This is a genomic window from Enterobacter cloacae complex sp. IR5402 (genome assembly GCF_049238125.1).
Taxonomy (GTDB): domain Bacteria; phylum Pseudomonadota; class Gammaproteobacteria; order Enterobacterales; family Enterobacteriaceae; genus Enterobacter; species Enterobacter hormaechei_C.
The window spans coordinates 53,064-72,172 of sequence record NZ_JBMKHO010000009.1; the positions used below are offsets into that span (position 1 = coordinate 53,064).

Genomic DNA, 19,109 nt, shown 5'->3' on the forward strand with positions numbered 1-19,109 from the left:
CTCACCTGCACGAGAGATGAAAATGGCCCAACACGACCAATTACACCGCTATCTGTTTGAACAATTCGCCGTGCGCGGCGAGCTGGTCACCGTATCCGAAACCTGGAAACAGATTCTGGAAAACCACAACTACCCGCTGCCGGTGAAAACCCTGTTGGGCGAACTGCTGGTTGCCACCAGCCTGCTGACCGCCACGCTGAAGTTCGCTGGCGATATTACCGTTCAGTTGCAGGGTGATGGCCCGATGTCGCTGGCGGTGATCAACGGTAATAACCAGCAGCAAATGCGCGGCGTGGCGCGCGTTCAGGGCGATATCCCTGAAAATGCGGATCTGAAAACGCTGGTCGGAAATGGCTACCTGGTTATCACGATTTCGCCTGAAGAGGGTGAGCGCTATCAGGGCGTTGTCGGTCTGGAAGGCGATACGCTTGCCGCCTGCCTGGAAGATTACTTCATGCGTTCCGAACAGCTGCCAACCCGTCTGTTCATCCGCACCGGTGAAGTGGATGGTCAGCCTGCTGCCGGTGGTATGCTGCTTCAGGTTCTGCCTGCGCAGGATGCGCAGACCAATGATTTCGAGCATCTGGCAACGCTGACGGAAACCATCAAAGCGGAAGAGCTGTTCACCCTGTCGGCGACCGACGTGCTGTGGCGTCTGTACCACGAAGAAGAAGTGACGGTTTACGATCCGCAGGATGTGGAATTTAAGTGCACCTGCTCTCGCGAGCGTTGTGCCGGCGCCCTGAAAACGCTGCCGGATGAAGAGATCGACAGCATCATGGCGGAAGACGGTGAGATCGATATGCACTGTGATTACTGCGGTACGCACTACGTGTTTAATTCGATGGATATCGCGGAGATCCGCAATAACGCCTCTCCGGCGGATCCGCAGGTTCACTAAGCTCTGAGCCTGATGCCCGGCGGCGCTATGCTCGCACGGGCCTACAATGAATTGTGCAATTTTTTGATATGATTGCTAATTGTAGGCCGGGTAAGCGTAGCGCCACCCGGCAAGAAAAATCACTAACGCCACTGCGCATTATTGTAACTGTCGTAGCTCATATCGACACGCTCCCCAAAAATCTCAATATCCGCCCAGGGCTTCACGACAGATTTCACTTTCCTCTGCCTTAATGCGCGGTCAAGTTCTCCTCTGGTCAATGCCTCCGGCATTTTCCACGCGTCCCCGGCGATCCTCCAGCCCGTGTTAGTTTGTGTGTAAGCCACGATCGTGCGATCGGTAAATTGAAATAGCACGGCTTCCGGCTTGCCGTCGCTGTTAAGATCCAGCGGCATAAGTAAACAATTACTCTGGGCGCTATCGCAACTCTCGAAGCGATACTGATTGCTGAGCATGGCTTGCCACAATGTCTTATCAGGACGAGCCATTCCCGGTGCGAGCTGGACCTGTTTTTCCAGCATCGCGGCGGTCATCTTACCTGCTCCGCCAGCGTTCCTGGAGAGAAGACCATTTATTTCACGCTGGCGTTTTGGGTTAGAGATAAACTGCGGATCGTTTTGCAGCGTGAGCATCGCCTCCCGCCCCTTTCGTCCAGCGTTACTGAGCATATACAGGCTGACTTGATCCGCAGTTATTCTGCCGTCCTGATAGCGGGCCATATGGCTTGCAACACTTATTCGCCACGGATCCAGCACGGGGGTATGGATCAACGCCAGGAAAATGAGGGAAAGCAGCCCGGTCGCCGGGATGACGTACGCATGGATCTTCTGCGGTTCACGGCGCTGAATCAGAGCGCTGGCGCAAAAACCGATCGCCCAGACCAGCGCCACGATGGTTATCAATACCCCGTACAGACGCTCGGGTGACCAGCCGTATTGCGAAATGCGTAGCCACAGCGCCCACCCCGCCAGAACCGGATACGCGGGTACGATAGCCACAGCGAGGCGAATCATCCCTCGCAGCGGGGCATAGTAAGGCAGTGTTTGACGCTGTGGATGCCACACTATCGTCACCAGGAATAACAGCAGCAGCGCTAAGGTGGTCAGCAAGCCCGCGGCGGATATTCTGGCTGAAATGGATTCAAAGCCGACAAAAGGCAACGCGCCAATAAAGAGCAGCGCCAGCGCCGCCATCAGGGGAAGCAGACCGGTGGCGATGAGGGTCAGCAGATTTTGCAGGGCAAGGATTAACCTTACCTGCATACGCGTGAGCACGGCCGCACTGGCTGAAACCACGCCAATCGCCACTGAAATAAACCCGTCAGAATGAAAGAAAAGACGATCAAAAAAGCCGATGCCGATAAGTTCGAAAAGCTCGGCCCAGAGGAAAAGCACCAGCCAGAAGAGACCATTCGAAACAAAAATAATGAGCAGTGTCAGCGCGTTATGCCAGTTTCGTTGATAAAAGTCGCTGTAGAACGAGGTAGTCGGGACGGGATCCAGACGCCGCTGAAGCCATGGCAACACGAACAGCGTCATCAGCAGCAGATGAAAGCCGAAAACGAGCATCTCATCTCTGAGATTCCAGCTTTCGAGTCCTGCAACGCTCCACTTAAGCCAGCCGCCCATACCCGCGACTGCCGCGCCGATCATCCCGAGTGACAGCCACAAAAATGGCTTTCTGGATGACGTCATGGCAAGAGACAACGTGGTTGTCATTACCACGGTGGCAGGTACTACACACATCAGCCACAGCGTATCCGATGGCAATTTTGCGTACTCGATATACCACGTAATTACATAGCAAATTACGCCCTGTAGAGCCCCCGCCAGCACGACGGCTACGCGCGTTAAAGCGGATAACGTCTCACGGTTTTCCATTTCTCATCCCTTGTTCATGAAAAATCTATTGTCTCATCAAAGCAAAACTCTGGCCCCCACCTCAAACTCTGAAAATAGCTGACCCATGAGACCTGAATCGTTTTCCCAGTGTAACCCTTACGTAATTTTCTTACATGTATGCGATTACATTCACATTCTTCTGGATAAATTCACCAGAGATTAACCTTTTAAGAACATTTTCCCCATCCAAAAAGCGATTCCTGCGATAATCTGCCCGCCCTGTGACTGGAGTCGCAGCGTTTTCCGTTAGTAAGGGTTTTGACCAGATACGTAAATCTATGAGCCCCGTCGCGGTTAACATCCCCAGAAAAACCCTACAATTTCAGGCAGTACATATTGGCTAAGGAGCAGTGATATGCGTGTTAATGGTTTAACCCCGCAAGATCTCAAGGCTTATGGTATTCACGACGTCCAGGAAGTGGTCTACAACCCCGATTACGATACGCTGTATCAGGAAGAGCTCAATCCGGCACTGGAAGGATACGAGCGCGGTGTGTTGACGAACCTGGGTGCTATCGCCGTCGATACGGGTATTTTTACCGGTCGTTCGCCGAAAGATAAGTATATCGTCCGAGACGACACCACCCGCGATACGCTGTGGTGGGCTGATAAGGGCAAAGGAAAGAACGATAACAAACCGCTCTCCCCGGAAACCTGGCAGCATCTGAAAGGACTTGTCACCCATCAGCTTTCCGGCAAGCGTCTGTTTATTATTGATGCGTTCTGCGGCGCTAACGCCGACACCCGTCTCTCCGTACGATTTATCACCGAAGTGGCCTGGCAGGCGCATTTTGTGAAGAACATGTTCATTCGTCCAACTGATGAAGAACTGCAAGACTTCACCCCTGACTTTATCGTGATGAACGGCGCGAAATGCACCAACCCGCAGTGGAAAGAGCAGGGTCTGAACTCCGAAAACTTTATCGCCTTCAACCTGACCGAGCGTATCCAGCTGATCGGCGGTACCTGGTACGGCGGCGAAATGAAGAAAGGGATGTTCTCGGTCATGAACTACCTGCTGCCGTTGCGCGGTATCGCCTCCATGCACTGCTCGGCGAACGTCGGGGAAAAAGGCGATGTAGCAGTGTTCTTCGGCCTTTCCGGCACCGGTAAAACAACGCTGTCCACCGATCCAAAACGTCGTCTGATTGGCGACGATGAACATGGCTGGGATGATGACGGCGTGTTTAACTTTGAAGGCGGCTGCTACGCGAAGACCATTCGCCTGTCGGAAGAGGCAGAGCCGGATATCTACCACGCGATTCGCCGCGATGCGCTGCTGGAAAACGTCACCGTGCGTGCCGATGGCTCTATCGACTTCGACGATGCGTCTAAAACCGAAAACACCCGCGTCTCTTACCCGATCTACCACATCGAGAACATCGTCAAGCCGGTATCGAAGGCGGGTCACGCCACGAAGGTGATTTTCCTGACCGCAGATGCATTCGGCGTGCTGCCACCGGTTTCCCGCCTGACCGCCAGCCAGACGCAGTACCATTTCCTCTCCGGCTTTACCGCTAAACTGGCGGGTACCGAGCGCGGTGTGACCGAGCCAACCCCAACCTTCTCCGCCTGCTTCGGCGCGGCGTTCCTGTCGCTGCACCCAACGCAGTACGCGGAAGTGCTGGTGAAACGCATGCAGGCATCCGGCGCCCAGGCATACCTGGTAAACACCGGCTGGAACGGTACGGGCAAACGTATCTCCATCAAAGATACACGCGCCATCATCGACGCGATTCTGGATGGTTCGCTGGATAACGCCGAGACCTTTACGCTGCCGATGTTCGATCTGGCGATCCCAACAGCGCTGCCGGGCGTGGATACGCGTATCCTGGATCCGCGTAACACCTACGGTTCACCGGAACAGTGGCGTGAGAAGGCTGAATCGCTGGCGAAACTGTTTATCGAAAACTTCGAGAAGTATACCGACACCCCGGCGGGTGCTGCGCTGGTGAGTGCTGGACCGAAGCTGTAGGTAAAAGCAAAAAGGCAACGAAAGTTGCCTTTTTTAATGTTTTTTCCCTCTCCCCGTGGGAGAGGGCCGGGGTGAGGGCATCAGGCCCCACCCTTTTTTAACTCTCTTTCACCTGACCCCGTAAAACCGGCACCGGTAACCACGCACGAATGCTCAAACCACCCCGCTCGCTGGTGCCAATTTCCAGCAGTCCGTTATGGTTATCCACAATACGCTGCACAATCGCCAGGCCTAAGCCGGTTCCGCTGGTGCTGCGCGCGCTGTCGCCGCGCACAAATGGCTGGAACAGGTGCTTACGCTGCTCAGGCTTGATGCCCGGGCCATCGTCTTCCACCTGGAACCAGGCGCGGTTGAGTTCCGTACCGCTGCTGACTTTGATCCAGCCGTTGCCGTAGCGCGCCGCGTTGACCACCATATTCGCCACCGCGCGTTTAATGGAGAGCGGGTGCATACGTACCTGAATCTCACCTGCCTGAAGGTCGGTCGCAATTTCACGTTCGTAGCCGCTTTCGGCAGCAACCACTTCGCCCAGAACCGCATTCAGATCCGCCATCTCCATCGGCATCTCCTGCCCGGTGCGCAGGTAATCGATAAACTGCTCGATGATGGCGTTACACTCTTCGATATCCTTATTGATGGACTCTGCAAGATAGCCATCCTGCTCGCCCATCATCTCCGTCGCCAGCCGGATACGCGTCAGGGGCGTGCGAAGGTCATGGCTGACCCCCGCCATCAGCAGCGTACGGTCGTCCGCCAGCTGTTTAACGCCTGCCGCCATGTGGTTAAACGCACGCGTTACCGAGCGCACTTCCGATGCGCCATACTCGCGCAGCGGCGGTGGGATAATACCTTTACCGACCTGTAATGCCGCATGCTCCAGGTCGACCAGCGGTCGGTTCTGGATACGAATAAACAGCCATGCGCCGCCGATGGCCAGCAGCATGATCGCCAGGGTGTATCGGAACAGCGGTGAGAAGTCGCCCTGATGAATCTCGGTGAGCGGAACACGCACCCAGATGTTGGGTGACAGCCAGGTTTTCAGCCAGACAACCGGCGAGCTTTTATTGACCTCAACGCGCACTTCCGTCGGGCCGCCAAGCTGCTGCGCCATCTGCTGGCTGAGGAATTCATAGTGCTGCGCCCAGCGCAGGCCGGCATCTTCCGCCGCTTCGTTCGAGTAGAGAGAAATGCCCAGCTCACGGTAGATTTCCCGACGGAACGCCGGGGGAACAACCAACTGCGTGCCGTCCTCCAGTTGCAGTTTGTCGGTCATCAGCATACGCACTTCGTATGCCAGCACCTTATTAAACTGCTGGAGGCTCGGCAGGATTGCAAAGTTCAGCACCACCAGGTAGGTCGTCACCAGACTGACAAACAGCAGGGTGACGATCAATAACAGCGTGCGGGCAAACGAACTTCGCGGCGAGAAGCGCATTCGCCTCATGCTTTAGAGCCGTCCGGGACAAACACGTAGCCCAGACCCCAAACGGTCTGAATATAACGAGGATGCGCCGGATCTTCTTCCACCATGCGACGCAGACGAGAGATTTGCACGTCGATAGAACGCTCCATCGCGGAGTATTCACGACCACGCGCCAGGTTCATCAGCTTGTCACGGGAGAGCGGCTCACGCGGGTGGCTGACCAGCGCTTTCAGCACCGCGAACTCACCGCTGGTGAGCGGCATTGGCTCATCTTCACGGAACATCTCACGGGTGCCGAGGTTCAGCTTGAACTTACCGAATGCAATGACGGCCTCTTCCTGAGATGGCGCGCCCGGCAGTTCGTTCGCCTGACGACGCAGCACGGCGCGAATACGCGCCAGCAGTTCACGCGGGTTAAACGGCTTTGGAATGTAGTCATCAGCGCCAATCTCAAGGCCGACAATACGGTCGACTTCTTCACCCTTCGCCGTCACCATGATGATCGGCATCGGGTTGCTCTGGCTGCGCAGACGGCGGCAAATAGAGAGCCCGTCTTCGCCAGGCAGCATCAGGTCCAACACCATCAGGTGGAAAGATTCACGCGTCAGCAGACGATCCATCTGTTCCGCGTTCGCGACGCTACGAACCTGGAAGCCCTGCTCGGTCAGATAACGTTCCAGCAGCGCACGCAGGCGCATGTCGTCATCTACGACCAGAATTTTGTAGTTCTCTTGCATTGTGTGTACTCCCAAAGGTTCGGATAAGCCTGGAACAGCGTATTCTAAAAAAGTGCACGGGTTCGACCAGCAAATTCTGGTATAAATTCTAGACGAAATTGTTACAAAGCATATTTAACAGCAGCTTATCTGTTCATTTCATCACATAAATCATTATTAATCTTGTCTGTTACACTGTGCGCTACGTATTGTGCGCAAAGACAGTTAACCGGCATTAAAGGCTGCACCATGAAAACGCCTCTGATCACCCGCGAAGGGTACGAGAAACTCAAAAAAGAGATGGATTACCTGTGGCGCGAAGAGCGTCCGGAAGTGACCAAAAAAGTCACCTGGGCCGCAAGTCTGGGCGACCGCAGCGAGAATGCGGACTATCAGTACAATAAAAAGCGACTGCGCGAAATCGATCGCCGGGTACGCTACCTGACGAAGTGTCTCGAGAATCTCAAAATTGTCGATTACTCCCCGCAGCAGGAAGGTAAAGTGTTCTTCGGCGCGTGGGTCGAAATTGAAAACGACAACGGCGATACCCTGCGTTTTCGTATCGTCGGCTATGATGAAATTTTCGGTCGTAAGGATTACATTTCTATCGATTCACCCATGGCCCGCGCCCTGCTGAAAAAAGAGGTGGGCGATTTAGCCGTTGTCCAGACGCCCGCAGGTGAAGCAAGCTGGTACGTCATCGAAATCGTGTATGTTAAATAGTCCGAGAGCGCCCTCCCCGGCTGGCATTTTTTGGTGTCAGCCCGTATAACTATCCCCCTGATTTTCGATCCACAAGATGAACTGACCATGATGAAAGAGTCGCTCTGCCGCATTATTGCGGGTGAACTTCAGGCCAGAGCCGAACAGGTAGAAGCTGCCGTTCGCCTGCTTGATGAAGGGAACACCGTGCCGTTTATTGCACGTTATCGTAAGGAAGTCACCGGCGGTCTGGATGACACGCAGCTGCGAAACCTGGAGACCCGTCTGGGCTATCTGCGCGAGCTGGAAGACCGACGTCAGGCGATCCTCAAATCTATCGGCGAGCAGGGCAAGCTGACCAGTGACCTGGAAAAAGCCATTAACGGTACCCTGAGTAAAACCGAACTCGAAGACCTCTATCTGCCGTATAAACCGAAGCGCCGCACGCGCGGGCAGATTGCGATCGAAGCCGGCCTTGAGCCACTGGCCGATCTGCTGTGGAACGAGCCGTCTCACGATCCGGAAACCGAAGCCGCCAAGTTTATCGACGCCGATAAAGGCGTAGCAGACACCAAAGCCGCGCTGGACGGTGCTCGCTATATTCTGATGGAGCGCTTCGCCGAAGACGCGGCGCTGCTGGCCAAAGTGCGTGATTACCTGTGGAAGAACGCGCATATCGTCTCCACCGTGGTGTCCGGCAAAGAGGAAGAAGGCGCGAAATTCCGCGACTATTTCGATCACCACGAACCCATTTCTACCGCGCCGTCTCACCGCGCGCTGGCGATGTTCCGCGGCCGTAACGAAGGCGTGCTGCAACTCTCCCTGAATGCCGATCCGCAGTTTGACGAGCCGCCAAAAGAGAGCCACTGCGAGCAGATCATTATGGATCATCTGGGCCTGCGCCTGAACAACGCACCGGCGGACAGCTGGCGCAAAGGCGTGGTGAGCTGGACCTGGCGCATCAAGGTGCTGATGCACCTCGAAACCGAGCTGATGGGCACCGTGCGCGAGCGCGCCGAAGACGAAGCGATCAACGTCTTCGCCCGTAACCTGCACGACCTGCTGATGGCTGCGCCAGCTGGCCTGCGCGCCACCATGGGTCTCGATCCGGGTCTGCGTACCGGCGTGAAGGTGGCCGTGGTTGACGGCACCGGCAAGCTCGTTGCCACCGACACCATTTACCCGCACACCGGTCAGGCAGCGAAAGCGGCTGTCGTCGTCGCCGCGCTGTGCGAGAAGTACAACGTTGAGCTGGTTGCCATCGGTAACGGTACGGCGTCCCGCGAAACCGAACGTTTCTATCTCGACGTGCAGAAGCAGTTCCCGAAAGTGACGGCGCAGAAAGTGATCGTCAGCGAAGCGGGGGCATCAGTCTACTCCGCCTCTGAGCTGGCAGCGCAGGAGTTCCCGGATCTGGACGTTTCCCTGCGCGGCGCGGTCTCTATCGCCCGTCGTTTGCAGGATCCGCTGGCGGAGCTGGTGAAGATCGACCCGAAATCCATCGGTGTGGGCCAGTATCAGCACGACGTGAGCCAGACGCAGCTGGCGCGCAAGCTGGATGCGGTAGTGGAAGACTGTGTTAACGCCGTCGGCGTGGACCTGAACACCGCTTCCGTTCCCCTGCTGACCCGCGTGGCGGGCCTGACCCGTATGATGGCACAGAATATCGTCGCCTGGCGTGATGAGAACGGTCAGTTCCAGAACCGCCAGCAGCTGCTGAAGGTGAGCCGTCTGGGGCCGAAAGCATTTGAGCAGTGCGCGGGCTTCCTGCGCATCAACCACGGCGATAACCCGCTGGATGCCTCTACCGTTCACCCGGAAGCGTACCCTGTTGTTGAGCGCATCCTGGCCGCGACTCAGCAGGCGCTTAAAGACCTGATGGGCGACAGCAGCGCGCTGCGTAACCTGAAAGCGGTGGATTTCACCGACGAACAGTTCGGTGTGCCGACGGTCACTGACATCATCAAAGAGCTGGAAAAACCGGGCCGCGATCCGCGTCCTGAGTTTAAAACCGCGACCTTTGCTGACGGCGTGGAAACCATGAACGACCTGCTGCCGGGCATGGTGCTGGAGGGGGCGGTAACCAACGTCACCAACTTTGGCGCGTTTGTGGATATCGGCGTGCATCAGGACGGTCTGGTGCATATCTCTTCCCTCGCCGACAAGTTCGTTGAAGATCCGCACACCGTGGTCAAAGCGGGCGACATCGTGAAGGTGAAAGTGCTGGAAGTGGATCTCCAGCGCAAGCGTATTGCCCTGACCATGCGTCTGGACGAGCAGCCGGGCGACACTAACGCGCGCCGTGGCGGTAATGGCGGTGGCCGTGAACAGCAGCGTCCGGCAGCGAAAGCCGCGAAGCCACGCGGACGTGACGCACAGCCAGCAGGCAACAGCGCGATGATGGATGCGCTGGCAGCGGCGATGGGTAAGAAACGCTAATACTGTAAATGCCCGGTGGCGCGACGCTTACCGGGCCTACGGTTTTGTAGGCCGGGCAAACGCAGTGCCGCCCGGCAAGCAGGCCGCAGGGAATTAAAATAAATAAGTTGTATCCATATTTAAACCACGAATTATCACCTCATTAACAAATAGCCTTCTTTTTATTTTCACCTCAATTTCGCAAATATTGAGCAAGGTCAAGCAGACCGCAAATTAATACGATTAACAACATCCCGTCACATTTTTATTATTGCTGATAAAAACTATTCTCATTATCATCGCAGTGTAGATTATTTAACCTCTCGTGGAATCAGGCGCTATGCAATTCACTCCAGACAGTGCGTGGAAAATTATCGGTTTTACCCGTGAGATAAGCCCGGCCTATCGGCAGAAGCTGCTGTCCCTGGGCATGCTACCCGGCTCATCGTTCCAGGTGGTGCGCGTTGCGCCGTTGGGCGATCCTGTTCATATCGAAACCCGACGCGTTAATCTGGTTCTGCGTAAAAAAGACCTCGCATTAATTGAAGTTGAATCTTTATCCCGTTAACAAGCCAGCGGTTTCAGTGAGTCTATTACAATGAAAAAATTAACTATTGGCTTAATTGGCAATCCTAATTCCGGCAAGACAACCTTATTTAATCAGTTAACCGGCGCACGCCAGCGTGTGGGAAATTGGGCAGGCGTAACGGTTGAACGCAAAGAGGGCCAGTTCACTACAACAGATAATCAGGTCACGCTGGTTGATTTACCGGGGACCTATTCACTCACCACGATTTCATCCCAGACCTCACTCGATGAGCAAATTGCCTGCCACTATATTCTGAGCGGCGACGCGGATCTGCTCATCAATGTGGTGGATGCCTCCAATCTCGAACGAAATCTGTATCTCACGTTACAACTGCTGGAGCTGGGTATTCCCTGCATCGTGGCGCTTAACATGCTCGACATCGCCGAGAAGCAAAAGCTGCGCATCGACGTCGATGCCCTCTCCGCACGCCTGGGCTGCCCGGTGGTTCCGCTGGTTTCTACCCGCGCACGCGGCATTGACGCCCTGAAGCTGGCGATTGACCGCCACACGGGCAATGCCGACGTCGAACTGGTCCACTACGCCCAGCCGCTGCTGCGCGAAGCCGGGCAACTGGCGCAGGAGATGGACAACAGCATGCCCGCCAGACAACGTCTGTGGCTTGGCCTGCAAATGCTGGAAGGCGATATCTACAGCCGCGCCTACGCAGGCGATGCGGCGGATAAGCTGGGCGTCGCGCAGGCTCGCCTGAGCGACGAGCTGGACGATCCCGCTCTGCATATTGCGGATGCGCGCTATCAGGCCATCGCCGCTATCTGTGACGTGGTCAGCAATGCATTAACCGCTGAACCCAGCCGCTTCACCGCCGCCGTGGATAAGATTGTGCTCAACCGCTTCCTAGGTTTGCCGATCTTTTTACTGGTGATGTACGTGATGTTCCTGCTCGCCATTAACATCGGCGGTGCATTACAACCTATCTTTGATGGCGGCTCTGTCGCTATCTTCGTGCACGGTATTCAGTGGCTGGGCTACACCCTCCACTTCCCGGAATGGTTGACCATCTTCCTTGCGCAGGGGATCGGCGGCGGGATCAACACCGTCCTGCCGCTGGTGCCGCAGATCGGCATGATGTACCTGTTCCTCTCCTTCCTTGAGGATTCCGGCTACATGGCGCGCGCGGCCTTCGTAATGGACCGCCTGATGCAGGCGCTGGGGCTGCCGGGCAAATCGTTCGTGCCGCTGATTGTCGGTTTTGGCTGCAACGTGCCGTCAGTCATGGGCGCGCGTACGCTGGATGCCCCGCGCGAACGCCTGATGACCATCATGATGGCGCCGTTCATGTCCTGCGGCGCGCGGCTGGCGATCTTCGCGGTCTTTGCCGCGGCGTTCTTTGGTCAGGAAGGGGCGCTGGCCGTCTTCTCCCTGTATGTGCTGGGTATCGTGATGGCTATTCTCACCGGCCTGATGCTGAAGCACACCATCATGCGTGGCGAAGCGTCGCCGTTCGTGATGGAACTGCCGGTTTATCACGTTCCGCATCTGAAAAGCCTGATTATTCAGACATGGCAGCGCCTGAAGGGCTTCGTTCTGCGCGCCGGTAAGGTGATTGTGGTGGTCAGCATTTTCCTGAGCGCCCTGAACAGCTTCACCCTGAGCGGCCAGGCCGCGGACAACATTAATGACTCTGCCCTGGCCTCCGTCAGCCGGATCATTACGCCGGTCTTCAAACCGATTGGCGTTCAGGAAGACAACTGGCAGGCAACCGTGGGCCTGTTCACCGGCGCGATGGCAAAAGAGGTGGTTGTCGGCACCCTGAACACGCTTTACACCGCGGAAAACATCCAGGAAGAGGAGTTCAACCCGGCAGCGTTCAACCTCGGCGATGAACTGCTTGGCGCGGTGGAAGAGACCTGGCAGAGCCTGAAAGACACCTTCAGCCTGAGCGTACTGGCGAACCCGATTGAAGCCAGCAAAGGCGATGGCGAAATGGCGACCGGAGCAATGGGCGTGATGGGCCAGAAATTTGGCAGCGCGTCGGCGGCCTACAGCTACCTGATCTTCGTCCTGCTCTATATTCCATGCATCTCGGTCATGGGCGCCATTGCCCGTGAGTCCAGCCGCGGCTGGATGGGCTTCTCCATTCTGTGGGGGCTGAACATTGCCTACTCGCTGGCGACCGTGTTTTATCAGGCCGTCAATTACAGCCAGCATCCGCGCTACAGCCTGGTCTGTATCCTCGCGGTGAGCCTGTTTAACGTAATGGTGATTGGCCTGCTGCGCCGGGCGCGTAGCCGCGTTGACGTTAACCTGCTGGCAACGCGCAAAACCCCAACGACCTGCTGTAACAGCCCAGCAGGCGACTGTCACTGAGGGGAAAAAGATGGCATCGTTGATTCAGGTTCGTGACTTACTGGCGTTACAGGGACGAATGGAGGCGAAGCAGCTCAGCCTCAGCCTGCATACGCCGCAGCCGATGATCGATGCCATGCTGGAAAGGCTGGAGGCGATGGGGAAAGCCGTGCGCATTCAGGAAGAGCCGGACGGTTGTCTGTCCGGCAGTTGCAAGAGTTGTCCTGAAGGTAAAGCCTGTCTCAGGGAATGGTGGACGCTTCGCTGATAAAACCGGACAGCGCCGAACAAAACTCAGCAGGATGAGAGATGAACGGCGCATGTGCCGCTTTGGCAACCACCATTGATTTACTCTCCGGCCACAGCGCATCCAGCAGCGGAACCACCTTGCGCGGAACCAGTCCATCCAGATAGCCATAAATACGCAGATGCGGCACCGTTAACGACGCCAGCGGCTCGCGCAGATCGGCCGTTTTCAGGATCTCCAGTCCACCGTTCAGCACCTCAACCTCCGGCATCGGCAGAGAAAGCACCGTCTGCTTCAACGTCCGTGCGTCCTGACGGGCGGTTTCTGTTCCCATGGTTTGTAGCGCCAGAAAACGCTCCACCGTCCGCTGGAAGTCTTCGCTCAGCTGATGCTGGAACCCGGCCAGCACCTCGGGTTTAATGCCCGGCCACGCCTCGCGGGCGCTGAAACAGGGTGATGAGGCAACGGTGATCAGCGCCTGGACCCGCTCAGGATGGCGCAGCGCAATCTGGCTTACCACCAGCCCGCCCAGGCTCCAGCCGAGCCAGACGGCTTTTTGCGGCGCCGCTTCCAGAACCTGCTCCGCCATGTCGTCAAGCGTCATCGCGCCATAGCCGTGGCTACGGCCATAGCCCGGTAGATCCACCAGGTGTACCGTGAATTGCGAGGCCAGTTCCTCACTTATGCAACGCCACACTTCGGCGTTCAGTCCCCATCCGTGCAGCAGCACAAGATGACAATTTCCCGTCCCAACGGTCTGCCACCACAGCGTCTTCATCAGTTAACGTTCTCTTTTTTCACATGGAGGTTGCGTATGCTAACAGTGCCCGGCTTGTGCTGGCTATGCCGAATGCCACTTGCGATGAGCGCGTGGGGCGTCTGTTCCGTTTGCACGCGAGCGCTGGGTTACCTGAAGGGCTGTCCGCAATGCGGCTTGCCTGCCGTCAGCCAGACGCTTCCCTGCGGCCGATGCCTGAAAAAAGCGCCGCCGTGGAGCGCGCTGGTGGCGGTGGATGATTATGTATTGCCGCTGAGTCGTCTGGTTCATCAGTTCAAATTTTCCAGCCAGATCGCGCTGGCGCAGCCGCTGGCACGCCTGTTATTACTGGCGGTATTGCAGGCGCGAAGAACGCGAGGACTGCCGCCGGTCGACACGCTTGTGAACGTCCCACTGTTTCAGCGCCGCCACTGGCGGCGGGGATACAATCAAAGCGACCTGCTGTGTCGTCCGCTCGCCCACTGGCTGGGTTGCCGGTACCCCGCCTCTGCGCTGAAACGTACTCATGCCACTGCCGTTCAGCACCGGCTCAACGCCCGGTCGCGCAAAAGGAACCTGAAAAACGCCTTTCGCCTTGAATTGCCGGTCAACGGCCTCCATATCGCGATTGTGGATGATGTCGTCACCACGGGCAGTACCGTGGCTGAACTTTCCCGACTGCTTTTGCAAAGCGGCGCCGCGTCAGTTCAGGTATGGTGTCTGTGCCGTACCTTGTAGCCCTTCTTCAATGGGCGTATGATTATACCCAGGTAATTTAGTCAACTATTAGGCCAAAGCTATGATCCGTATTTCCGATTCTGCACAAGCGCACTTTGCCAAACTGCTGGCAAATCAGGAAGAAGGGACGCAGATCCGCGTGTTTGTGATCAATCCAGGCACTCCGAATGCAGAATGTGGTGTCTCTTATTGTCCTCCGGATGCCGTGGAAGCAACTGACACTGCCCTTAAATTTGAACAGCTCACCGCGTACGTTGATGAGCTGAGCGCGCCGTATCTTGAAGATGCGGAGATTGATTTCGTCACCGACCAGCTGGGTTCTCAGCTGACGCTGAAGGCGCCGAACGCGAAAATGCGTAAAGTCTCTGACGATGCCCCGCTGATGGAGCGTGTGGAATATCTGCTGCAATCGCAGATCAACCCGCAGCTGGCCGGCCACGGGGGACGTGTTTCCCTGATGGAAATCACCGAAGATGGTCTGGCAATCCTGCAATTCGGCGGCGGCTGTAACGGCTGCTCCATGGTCGATGTCACCCTGAAAGAAGGGATCGAGAAGCAGCTGTTGAACGAATTCCCGGAACTGAAAGGCGTGCGCGATCTGACTGAGCACCAGCGCGGCGAGCACTCCTACTACTGATTCAGTGCCCGTCTGTATTGCCCGGTGGCGCTGCGCTTACCGGGCCTACATTTTCTTGCCTCCCCCTCTATATGTTGACCTGCGTCTCATAATTCAAATTTTGCCTCCCTGGGTGATTCTCAATCACGTCATGTTACCCGTATCATTCTCGTGGGCACTCAACACCCTTATAACAGCCGACTAAACTTAACGTTTTCGCGGGCATCAGTATGAGTGCCGTTAACACTCTGTTCCCAGTTGGGACAACCGGAATTTGTCGTTGAAACAATGACGTTACCCATAACAATTCAAAGGCCAGGTCAATCATGCCATTAGTCATCGTCGCTATCGGTGTTGTGTTATTACTGCTCTTGATGATCCGCTTCAAAATGAACGGATTTATCGCTCTGGTTCTGGTGGCACTTGCAGTCGGTCTGATGCAGGGAATGCCGCTGGTTAAAGTTATCAGCTCCATTAAAGCCGGTGTCGGCGGTACGCTCGGCAGCCTGGCGCTGATCATGGGCTTCGGCGCCATGCTCGGTAAAATGCTCGCGGACTGCGGTGGCGCGCAGCGTATTGCCACTACCCTTATCGATAAATTTGGCAAGCAGCACATCCAGTGGGCGGTGGTGTTAACCGGTTTTACCGTCGGTTTCGCACTGTTCTATGAAGTGGGCTTCGTTCTGATGCTGCCGCTGGTGTTCACCATCGCCGCTGCCGCCAACATCCCACTGCTGTTCGTGGGCGTGCCGATGGCTGCGGCGCTGTCCGTCACCCACGGTTTCCTGCCGCCGCACCCGGGTCCAACGGCTATCGCCACCATCTTCCACGCCGATATGGGTAAAACCCTGCTGTTCGGTACGATTCTGGCGATCCCGACGGTGATTCTGGCAGGCCCGGTGTATGCGCGCTTCCTGAAAGGCATCGATAAGCCTATCCCGGAAGGGCTGTACAGCGCCAAAACCTTTACTGAAGAAGAGATGCCAGGCTTTGGCGTCAGCGTCTGGACCTCACTGGTACCGGTGATCCTGATGGCGATGCGTGCCATAGCAGAGATGGTTCTGCCGAAAGGTCACGCGTTCCTGTCCGTTGCGGAGTTCCTGGGCGACCCGGTAATGGCAACGCTGATTGCGGTATTGATTGCGATGTTTACCTTCGGTCTTAACCGCGGTCGCTCCATGGATCAGATCAACGATACGCTGACCTCTTCCATCAAAATCATCGCCATGATGCTGCTGATCATCGGCGGCGGCGGCGCGTTCAAGCAGGTGCTGGTCGACAGCGGCGTGGATAAATACATCGCTGCCATGATGCATGAAACCAACGTATCGCCGCTGCTGATGGCGTGGTCTATCGCCGCCGTTCTGCGTATTGCGCTGGGCTCTGCGACCGTTGCGGCGATTACCGCAGGCGGCATCGTGGCACCGCTGATTGCCACGACGGGCGTCAGCCCTGAACTGATGGTTATCGCGGTCGGTTCGGGCAGCGTGATTTTCTCCCACGTGAACGATCCGGGCTTCTGGCTGTTCAAGGAGTACTTCAACCTGACCATCGGTGAAACCATCAAGTCCTGGTCCGCGCTGGAAACCATTATTTCGGTGTGCGGTCTGATCGGGGTGCTGCTGTTGAATATGGTGGTTTGATGTAAAAAGCCGGGTAGCGCTGACGCTTACCCGGCCTACATTCTATTCCCTCTCCCTCTGGGAGAGGGTTAGGGTGAGGGTGAAACTACCGCTTATTACCCACCGCTCTTCTGCGCTTGTCCAAATCCTTAATCAACCTGTTCACCCCGTCATCGGCGAACATCGCTTCAAGCGTTGTGGACAGTTTGCGTCGCCAGTTTTTGTATTGATAGCTGGTGCCGGGGATGTTTACCGGCTCCGCCATATCAATCCAGTCTTCCGGTTGCAGACCGAGCAATGCGCTGTTGCTGTCGGCAATATAGCGCTGTAAGCCACGATTAAGCGTTGGCGTCATCGACATCAGCGACGCCTTATGCCCGGCGCGCTTCGGCAGACAACCATGTTTATGCAGCGCGTCCAGCAGCCCCTGCTTCGCCAGCTCGCGATCCTGATATAGCCCGCGCAGAACCTCTTCATTCGGGTAGAGACCTAACGTTTTGCCGAGCGTCAGGTCGCCGCTTTCCCAGTAGCCTCTGAGCGTAGGAAGATCATGCGTCGTCGCGACTGCCATTGACTGTTCAGGGTACGCTTTCGGCGCGCGGAAGGTTTTCTCATGGTCGTTTTCAAAATACAGCACTTTGTAGGAGTAGACGCCGCTGTCGCGGAGCTTACTGACAATTTCCACCGGCACGGTTCCGAGATCTTCGCCAATCACCATGCACTGATGACGTTTACTCTCCAGCGCGAGGATTGAGAGCAAATCGTCCACCGGATATTGCACGTACGCCCCGTGGTCAGCCGTTTCACCGTACGGGATCCACCACAGGCGCAGCACGGACATCACGTGGTCGATACGCAACGCGCCGCAGTTCTGCATGTTAGCGCGCAGCAGGTCGATAAACGGCTCGTAGGCACGCGCCGCCATCACGTGCGGATCCATTGGCGGTAAGCCCCAGTTCTGACCAAGCGGGCCCAGAATATCCGGCGGCGCACCGACGGAGGCTTTCAGACAGTAAAGCTCGCGGTCACACCAGGTTTCCGCCCCGCCTTCCGCCACGCCGACGGCCAGATCGCGATACAGCCCGATCGGCATGTTATAGCCCTGGCTCACCTGCCAGCAGGCGGCAAACTGGCTGTACGCCAGCCACTGCAACCAGAGATAGAAATCCACCTCGTCGGCATGCATCTCACAGAACGCCTTCACTTCCGGGGTATCCACGGACTGATACGCTTCCGGCCACACCGGCCAGCCCCAGCGCATCTCATCCTCCTGGACCTGATACGCATGCAGCGCATCAAACGCTGCCTGCCAGTAAAGGCTCTCGCCTTCCTGCATCACAAACTGGCGGAAGGCTGCCATCTGCTCGTCGTCACGCTTCGCAAAGCCCTTCCATGCCAGACGCAGAGCCGCCATTTTCAGCGCGGTCACGGAGGCATAATCGACCCAGTCCGCATCGCGGGCCTGTTTCAGCATCTGTTGGGTGGTCTCAAGCTTCCACCACGCCTGCGCCTCTTTGCTGTTTTTGAAATCGTCTAACGCGTTAACGTCGATGTAGATCACGTTCAGCCAGCGGCGGGACGACGGGCTGTACGGGCTGGCGCTTTCCGGGTTGGCCGGATAGAGGGCGTGGATCGGGTTGAGGCCGATGAACGCGCCGCCGCGCTCGCCCACGGATGCCAGCATCTTTTTCAGGTCGCCAAAATCGCCAATGCCCCAGTTGCTGTCCGAACGCAGGGTATAGAGCTGCACGCAGGCGCCCCACAGCTTTTTGCCTTCAAGCAGCGCCTGCGGCTCATAGCAACGCTTTGGCGCCACGATCACCCGACAGTGAAAACGCTGGTCGTCCCGGGTAAGCGTAAGCGTGTGGTAGCCCTCCGGCAGCTTCGCCGGAAGGTTAAGGGTTTTGCCGCCTGTGGCATGGCCTTTGTGCTGATGCCCCTCTTCGGTGGTGAGCAGCCAGCTGAATTCGCCGCGCCCTTCCACCGCCAGCGGCATCTTTTTGCCCGCGGTAAAGACCTTCACGTTCGGCACCGGCGCACCCGACGCTTTCGCGTCGGTTTTGTGCATGGCATCCAGCAAACGTCTTTTGGTGTCCGCACCAATAGACTGCGGTTTGCCGTGCGCATTGATGTAACTGAGGCTAATTCCCGCCGCCTGCGCGGCACTGTCCAGACGTTTACTCTCCATCGCGCTTCC

General features: G+C 56.7%; 15 protein-coding genes. 10 read left to right on the forward strand and 5 right to left on the reverse strand.

All coding sequences use genetic code 11. The annotated features are described in order from the left end of the window. Positions 1 to 22 precede the first annotated feature (22 nt). Entirely contained in the window at positions 23 to 901 is an 879-nt protein-coding gene (hslO, locus tag ACOTXL_RS15765) for an Hsp33 family molecular chaperone HslO (protein ID WP_023304550.1), read from the forward strand. 122 nt (positions 902 to 1,023) lie between these two features. Here the strand turns inward: hslO and ACOTXL_RS15770 are convergent, their stop codons facing one another. Continuing rightward, positions 1,024 to 2,781 (reverse strand): DUF4153 domain-containing protein, encoded by a 1,758-nt coding sequence (locus ACOTXL_RS15770; RefSeq protein WP_045336131.1) that lies wholly within the window; start codon positions 2,779 to 2,781, stop codon positions 1,024 to 1,026. A gap of 376 nt (positions 2,782 to 3,157) precedes the next feature. Here ACOTXL_RS15770 and pckA point away from each other — a divergent pair, with 376 nt between their 5' ends. Next, positions 3,158 to 4,777: a phosphoenolpyruvate carboxykinase (ATP) gene (pckA, locus tag ACOTXL_RS15775; RefSeq protein ID WP_003861616.1), complete on the forward strand. Its 1,620-nt coding sequence runs from the start codon at positions 3,158 to 3,160 to the stop codon at positions 4,775 to 4,777. Between the two features lie 97 nt (positions 4,778 to 4,874). Here the strand turns inward: pckA and envZ are convergent, their stop codons facing one another. Both envZ and ompR read right to left on the reverse strand, forming a co-directional pair. Further along, on the reverse strand, positions 4,875 to 6,221 hold the full coding sequence (gene envZ / locus ACOTXL_RS15780) for a two-component system sensor histidine kinase EnvZ (protein ID WP_003861615.1): 1,347 nt from the start codon (positions 6,219 to 6,221) through the stop codon (positions 4,875 to 4,877). Then, the gene (ompR, locus tag ACOTXL_RS15785) at positions 6,218 to 6,937 is read right to left on the reverse strand and encodes a two-component system response regulator OmpR (RefSeq protein ID WP_001157751.1); all 720 of its coding nucleotides are present in this window, start codon (positions 6,935 to 6,937) and stop codon (positions 6,218 to 6,220) included. The genes envZ and ompR overlap by 4 nt, the downstream gene beginning before the upstream one ends. Before the next feature lie 228 nt (positions 6,938 to 7,165). Here ompR and greB point away from each other — a divergent pair, with 228 nt between their 5' ends. The 5 genes from greB (at position 7,166) to feoC (ending at position 13,200) form a co-directional block, all read left to right on the forward strand. Further along, the gene (gene greB, locus ACOTXL_RS15790) at positions 7,166 to 7,639 is read left to right on the forward strand and encodes a transcription elongation factor GreB (protein WP_045349848.1); all 474 of its coding nucleotides are present in this window, start codon (positions 7,166 to 7,168) and stop codon (positions 7,637 to 7,639) included. Between the two features lie 87 nt (positions 7,640 to 7,726). Continuing rightward, on the forward strand, positions 7,727 to 10,057 hold the full coding sequence (locus ACOTXL_RS15795; RefSeq protein ID WP_023314958.1) for a Tex family protein: 2,331 nt from the start codon (positions 7,727 to 7,729) through the stop codon (positions 10,055 to 10,057). 319 nt (positions 10,058 to 10,376) lie between these two features. Beyond that, positions 10,377 to 10,604 (forward strand): ferrous iron transporter A, encoded by a 228-nt coding sequence (gene feoA, locus ACOTXL_RS15800; RefSeq protein ID WP_003861611.1) that lies wholly within the window; start codon positions 10,377 to 10,379, stop codon positions 10,602 to 10,604. Positions 10,605 to 10,634: 30 nt separating this feature from the next. Continuing rightward, positions 10,635 to 12,953: a Fe(2+) transporter permease subunit FeoB gene (gene feoB / locus ACOTXL_RS15805; protein ID WP_045349850.1), complete on the forward strand. Its 2,319-nt coding sequence runs from the start codon at positions 10,635 to 10,637 to the stop codon at positions 12,951 to 12,953. Between the two features lie 10 nt (positions 12,954 to 12,963). Continuing rightward, positions 12,964 to 13,200, forward strand: coding sequence for a [Fe-S]-dependent transcriptional repressor FeoC (gene feoC, locus ACOTXL_RS15810; protein WP_017384148.1), 237 nt, complete (start codon positions 12,964 to 12,966; stop codon positions 13,198 to 13,200). Here feoC and bioH read toward each other — a convergent pair. Further along, complete coding sequence (bioH, locus tag ACOTXL_RS15815) at positions 13,175 to 13,957, reverse strand: pimeloyl-ACP methyl ester esterase BioH (RefSeq protein ID WP_045349851.1); 783 nt, start codon at positions 13,955 to 13,957, stop codon at positions 13,175 to 13,177. The two genes, feoC and bioH, sit on opposite strands and share 26 nt — an antisense overlap. 36 nt (positions 13,958 to 13,993) lie before the next feature. Between bioH and gntX the strand changes: the two genes are divergently transcribed. The 3 genes from gntX to gntT all read left to right on the forward strand — a co-directional run bounded on the left by gntX (position 13,994) and on the right by gntT (position 16,933). Continuing rightward, positions 13,994 to 14,674 carry a DNA utilization protein GntX gene (gntX, locus tag ACOTXL_RS15820; protein ID WP_003861603.1) on the forward strand — a complete coding sequence of 227 codons (681 nt, stop codon included), beginning with the start codon at positions 13,994 to 13,996 and terminating at the stop codon, positions 14,672 to 14,674. Positions 14,675 to 14,735: 61 nt separating this feature from the next. Beyond that, positions 14,736 to 15,311: a Fe-S biogenesis protein NfuA gene (nfuA, locus tag ACOTXL_RS15825; protein ID WP_003861601.1), complete on the forward strand. Its 576-nt coding sequence runs from the start codon at positions 14,736 to 14,738 to the stop codon at positions 15,309 to 15,311. A gap of 305 nt (positions 15,312 to 15,616) precedes the next feature. Beyond that, positions 15,617 to 16,933: a gluconate transporter gene (gene gntT / locus ACOTXL_RS15830; RefSeq protein ID WP_045349852.1), complete on the forward strand. Its 1,317-nt coding sequence runs from the start codon at positions 15,617 to 15,619 to the stop codon at positions 16,931 to 16,933. Between the two features lie 85 nt (positions 16,934 to 17,018). Here gntT and malQ read toward each other — a convergent pair whose 3' ends face one another. Next, complete coding sequence (gene malQ, locus ACOTXL_RS15835) at positions 17,019 to 19,100, reverse strand: 4-alpha-glucanotransferase (protein WP_045345653.1); 2,082 nt, start codon at positions 19,098 to 19,100, stop codon at positions 17,019 to 17,021. Between the last annotated feature and the right edge of the window lie 9 nt (positions 19,101 to 19,109).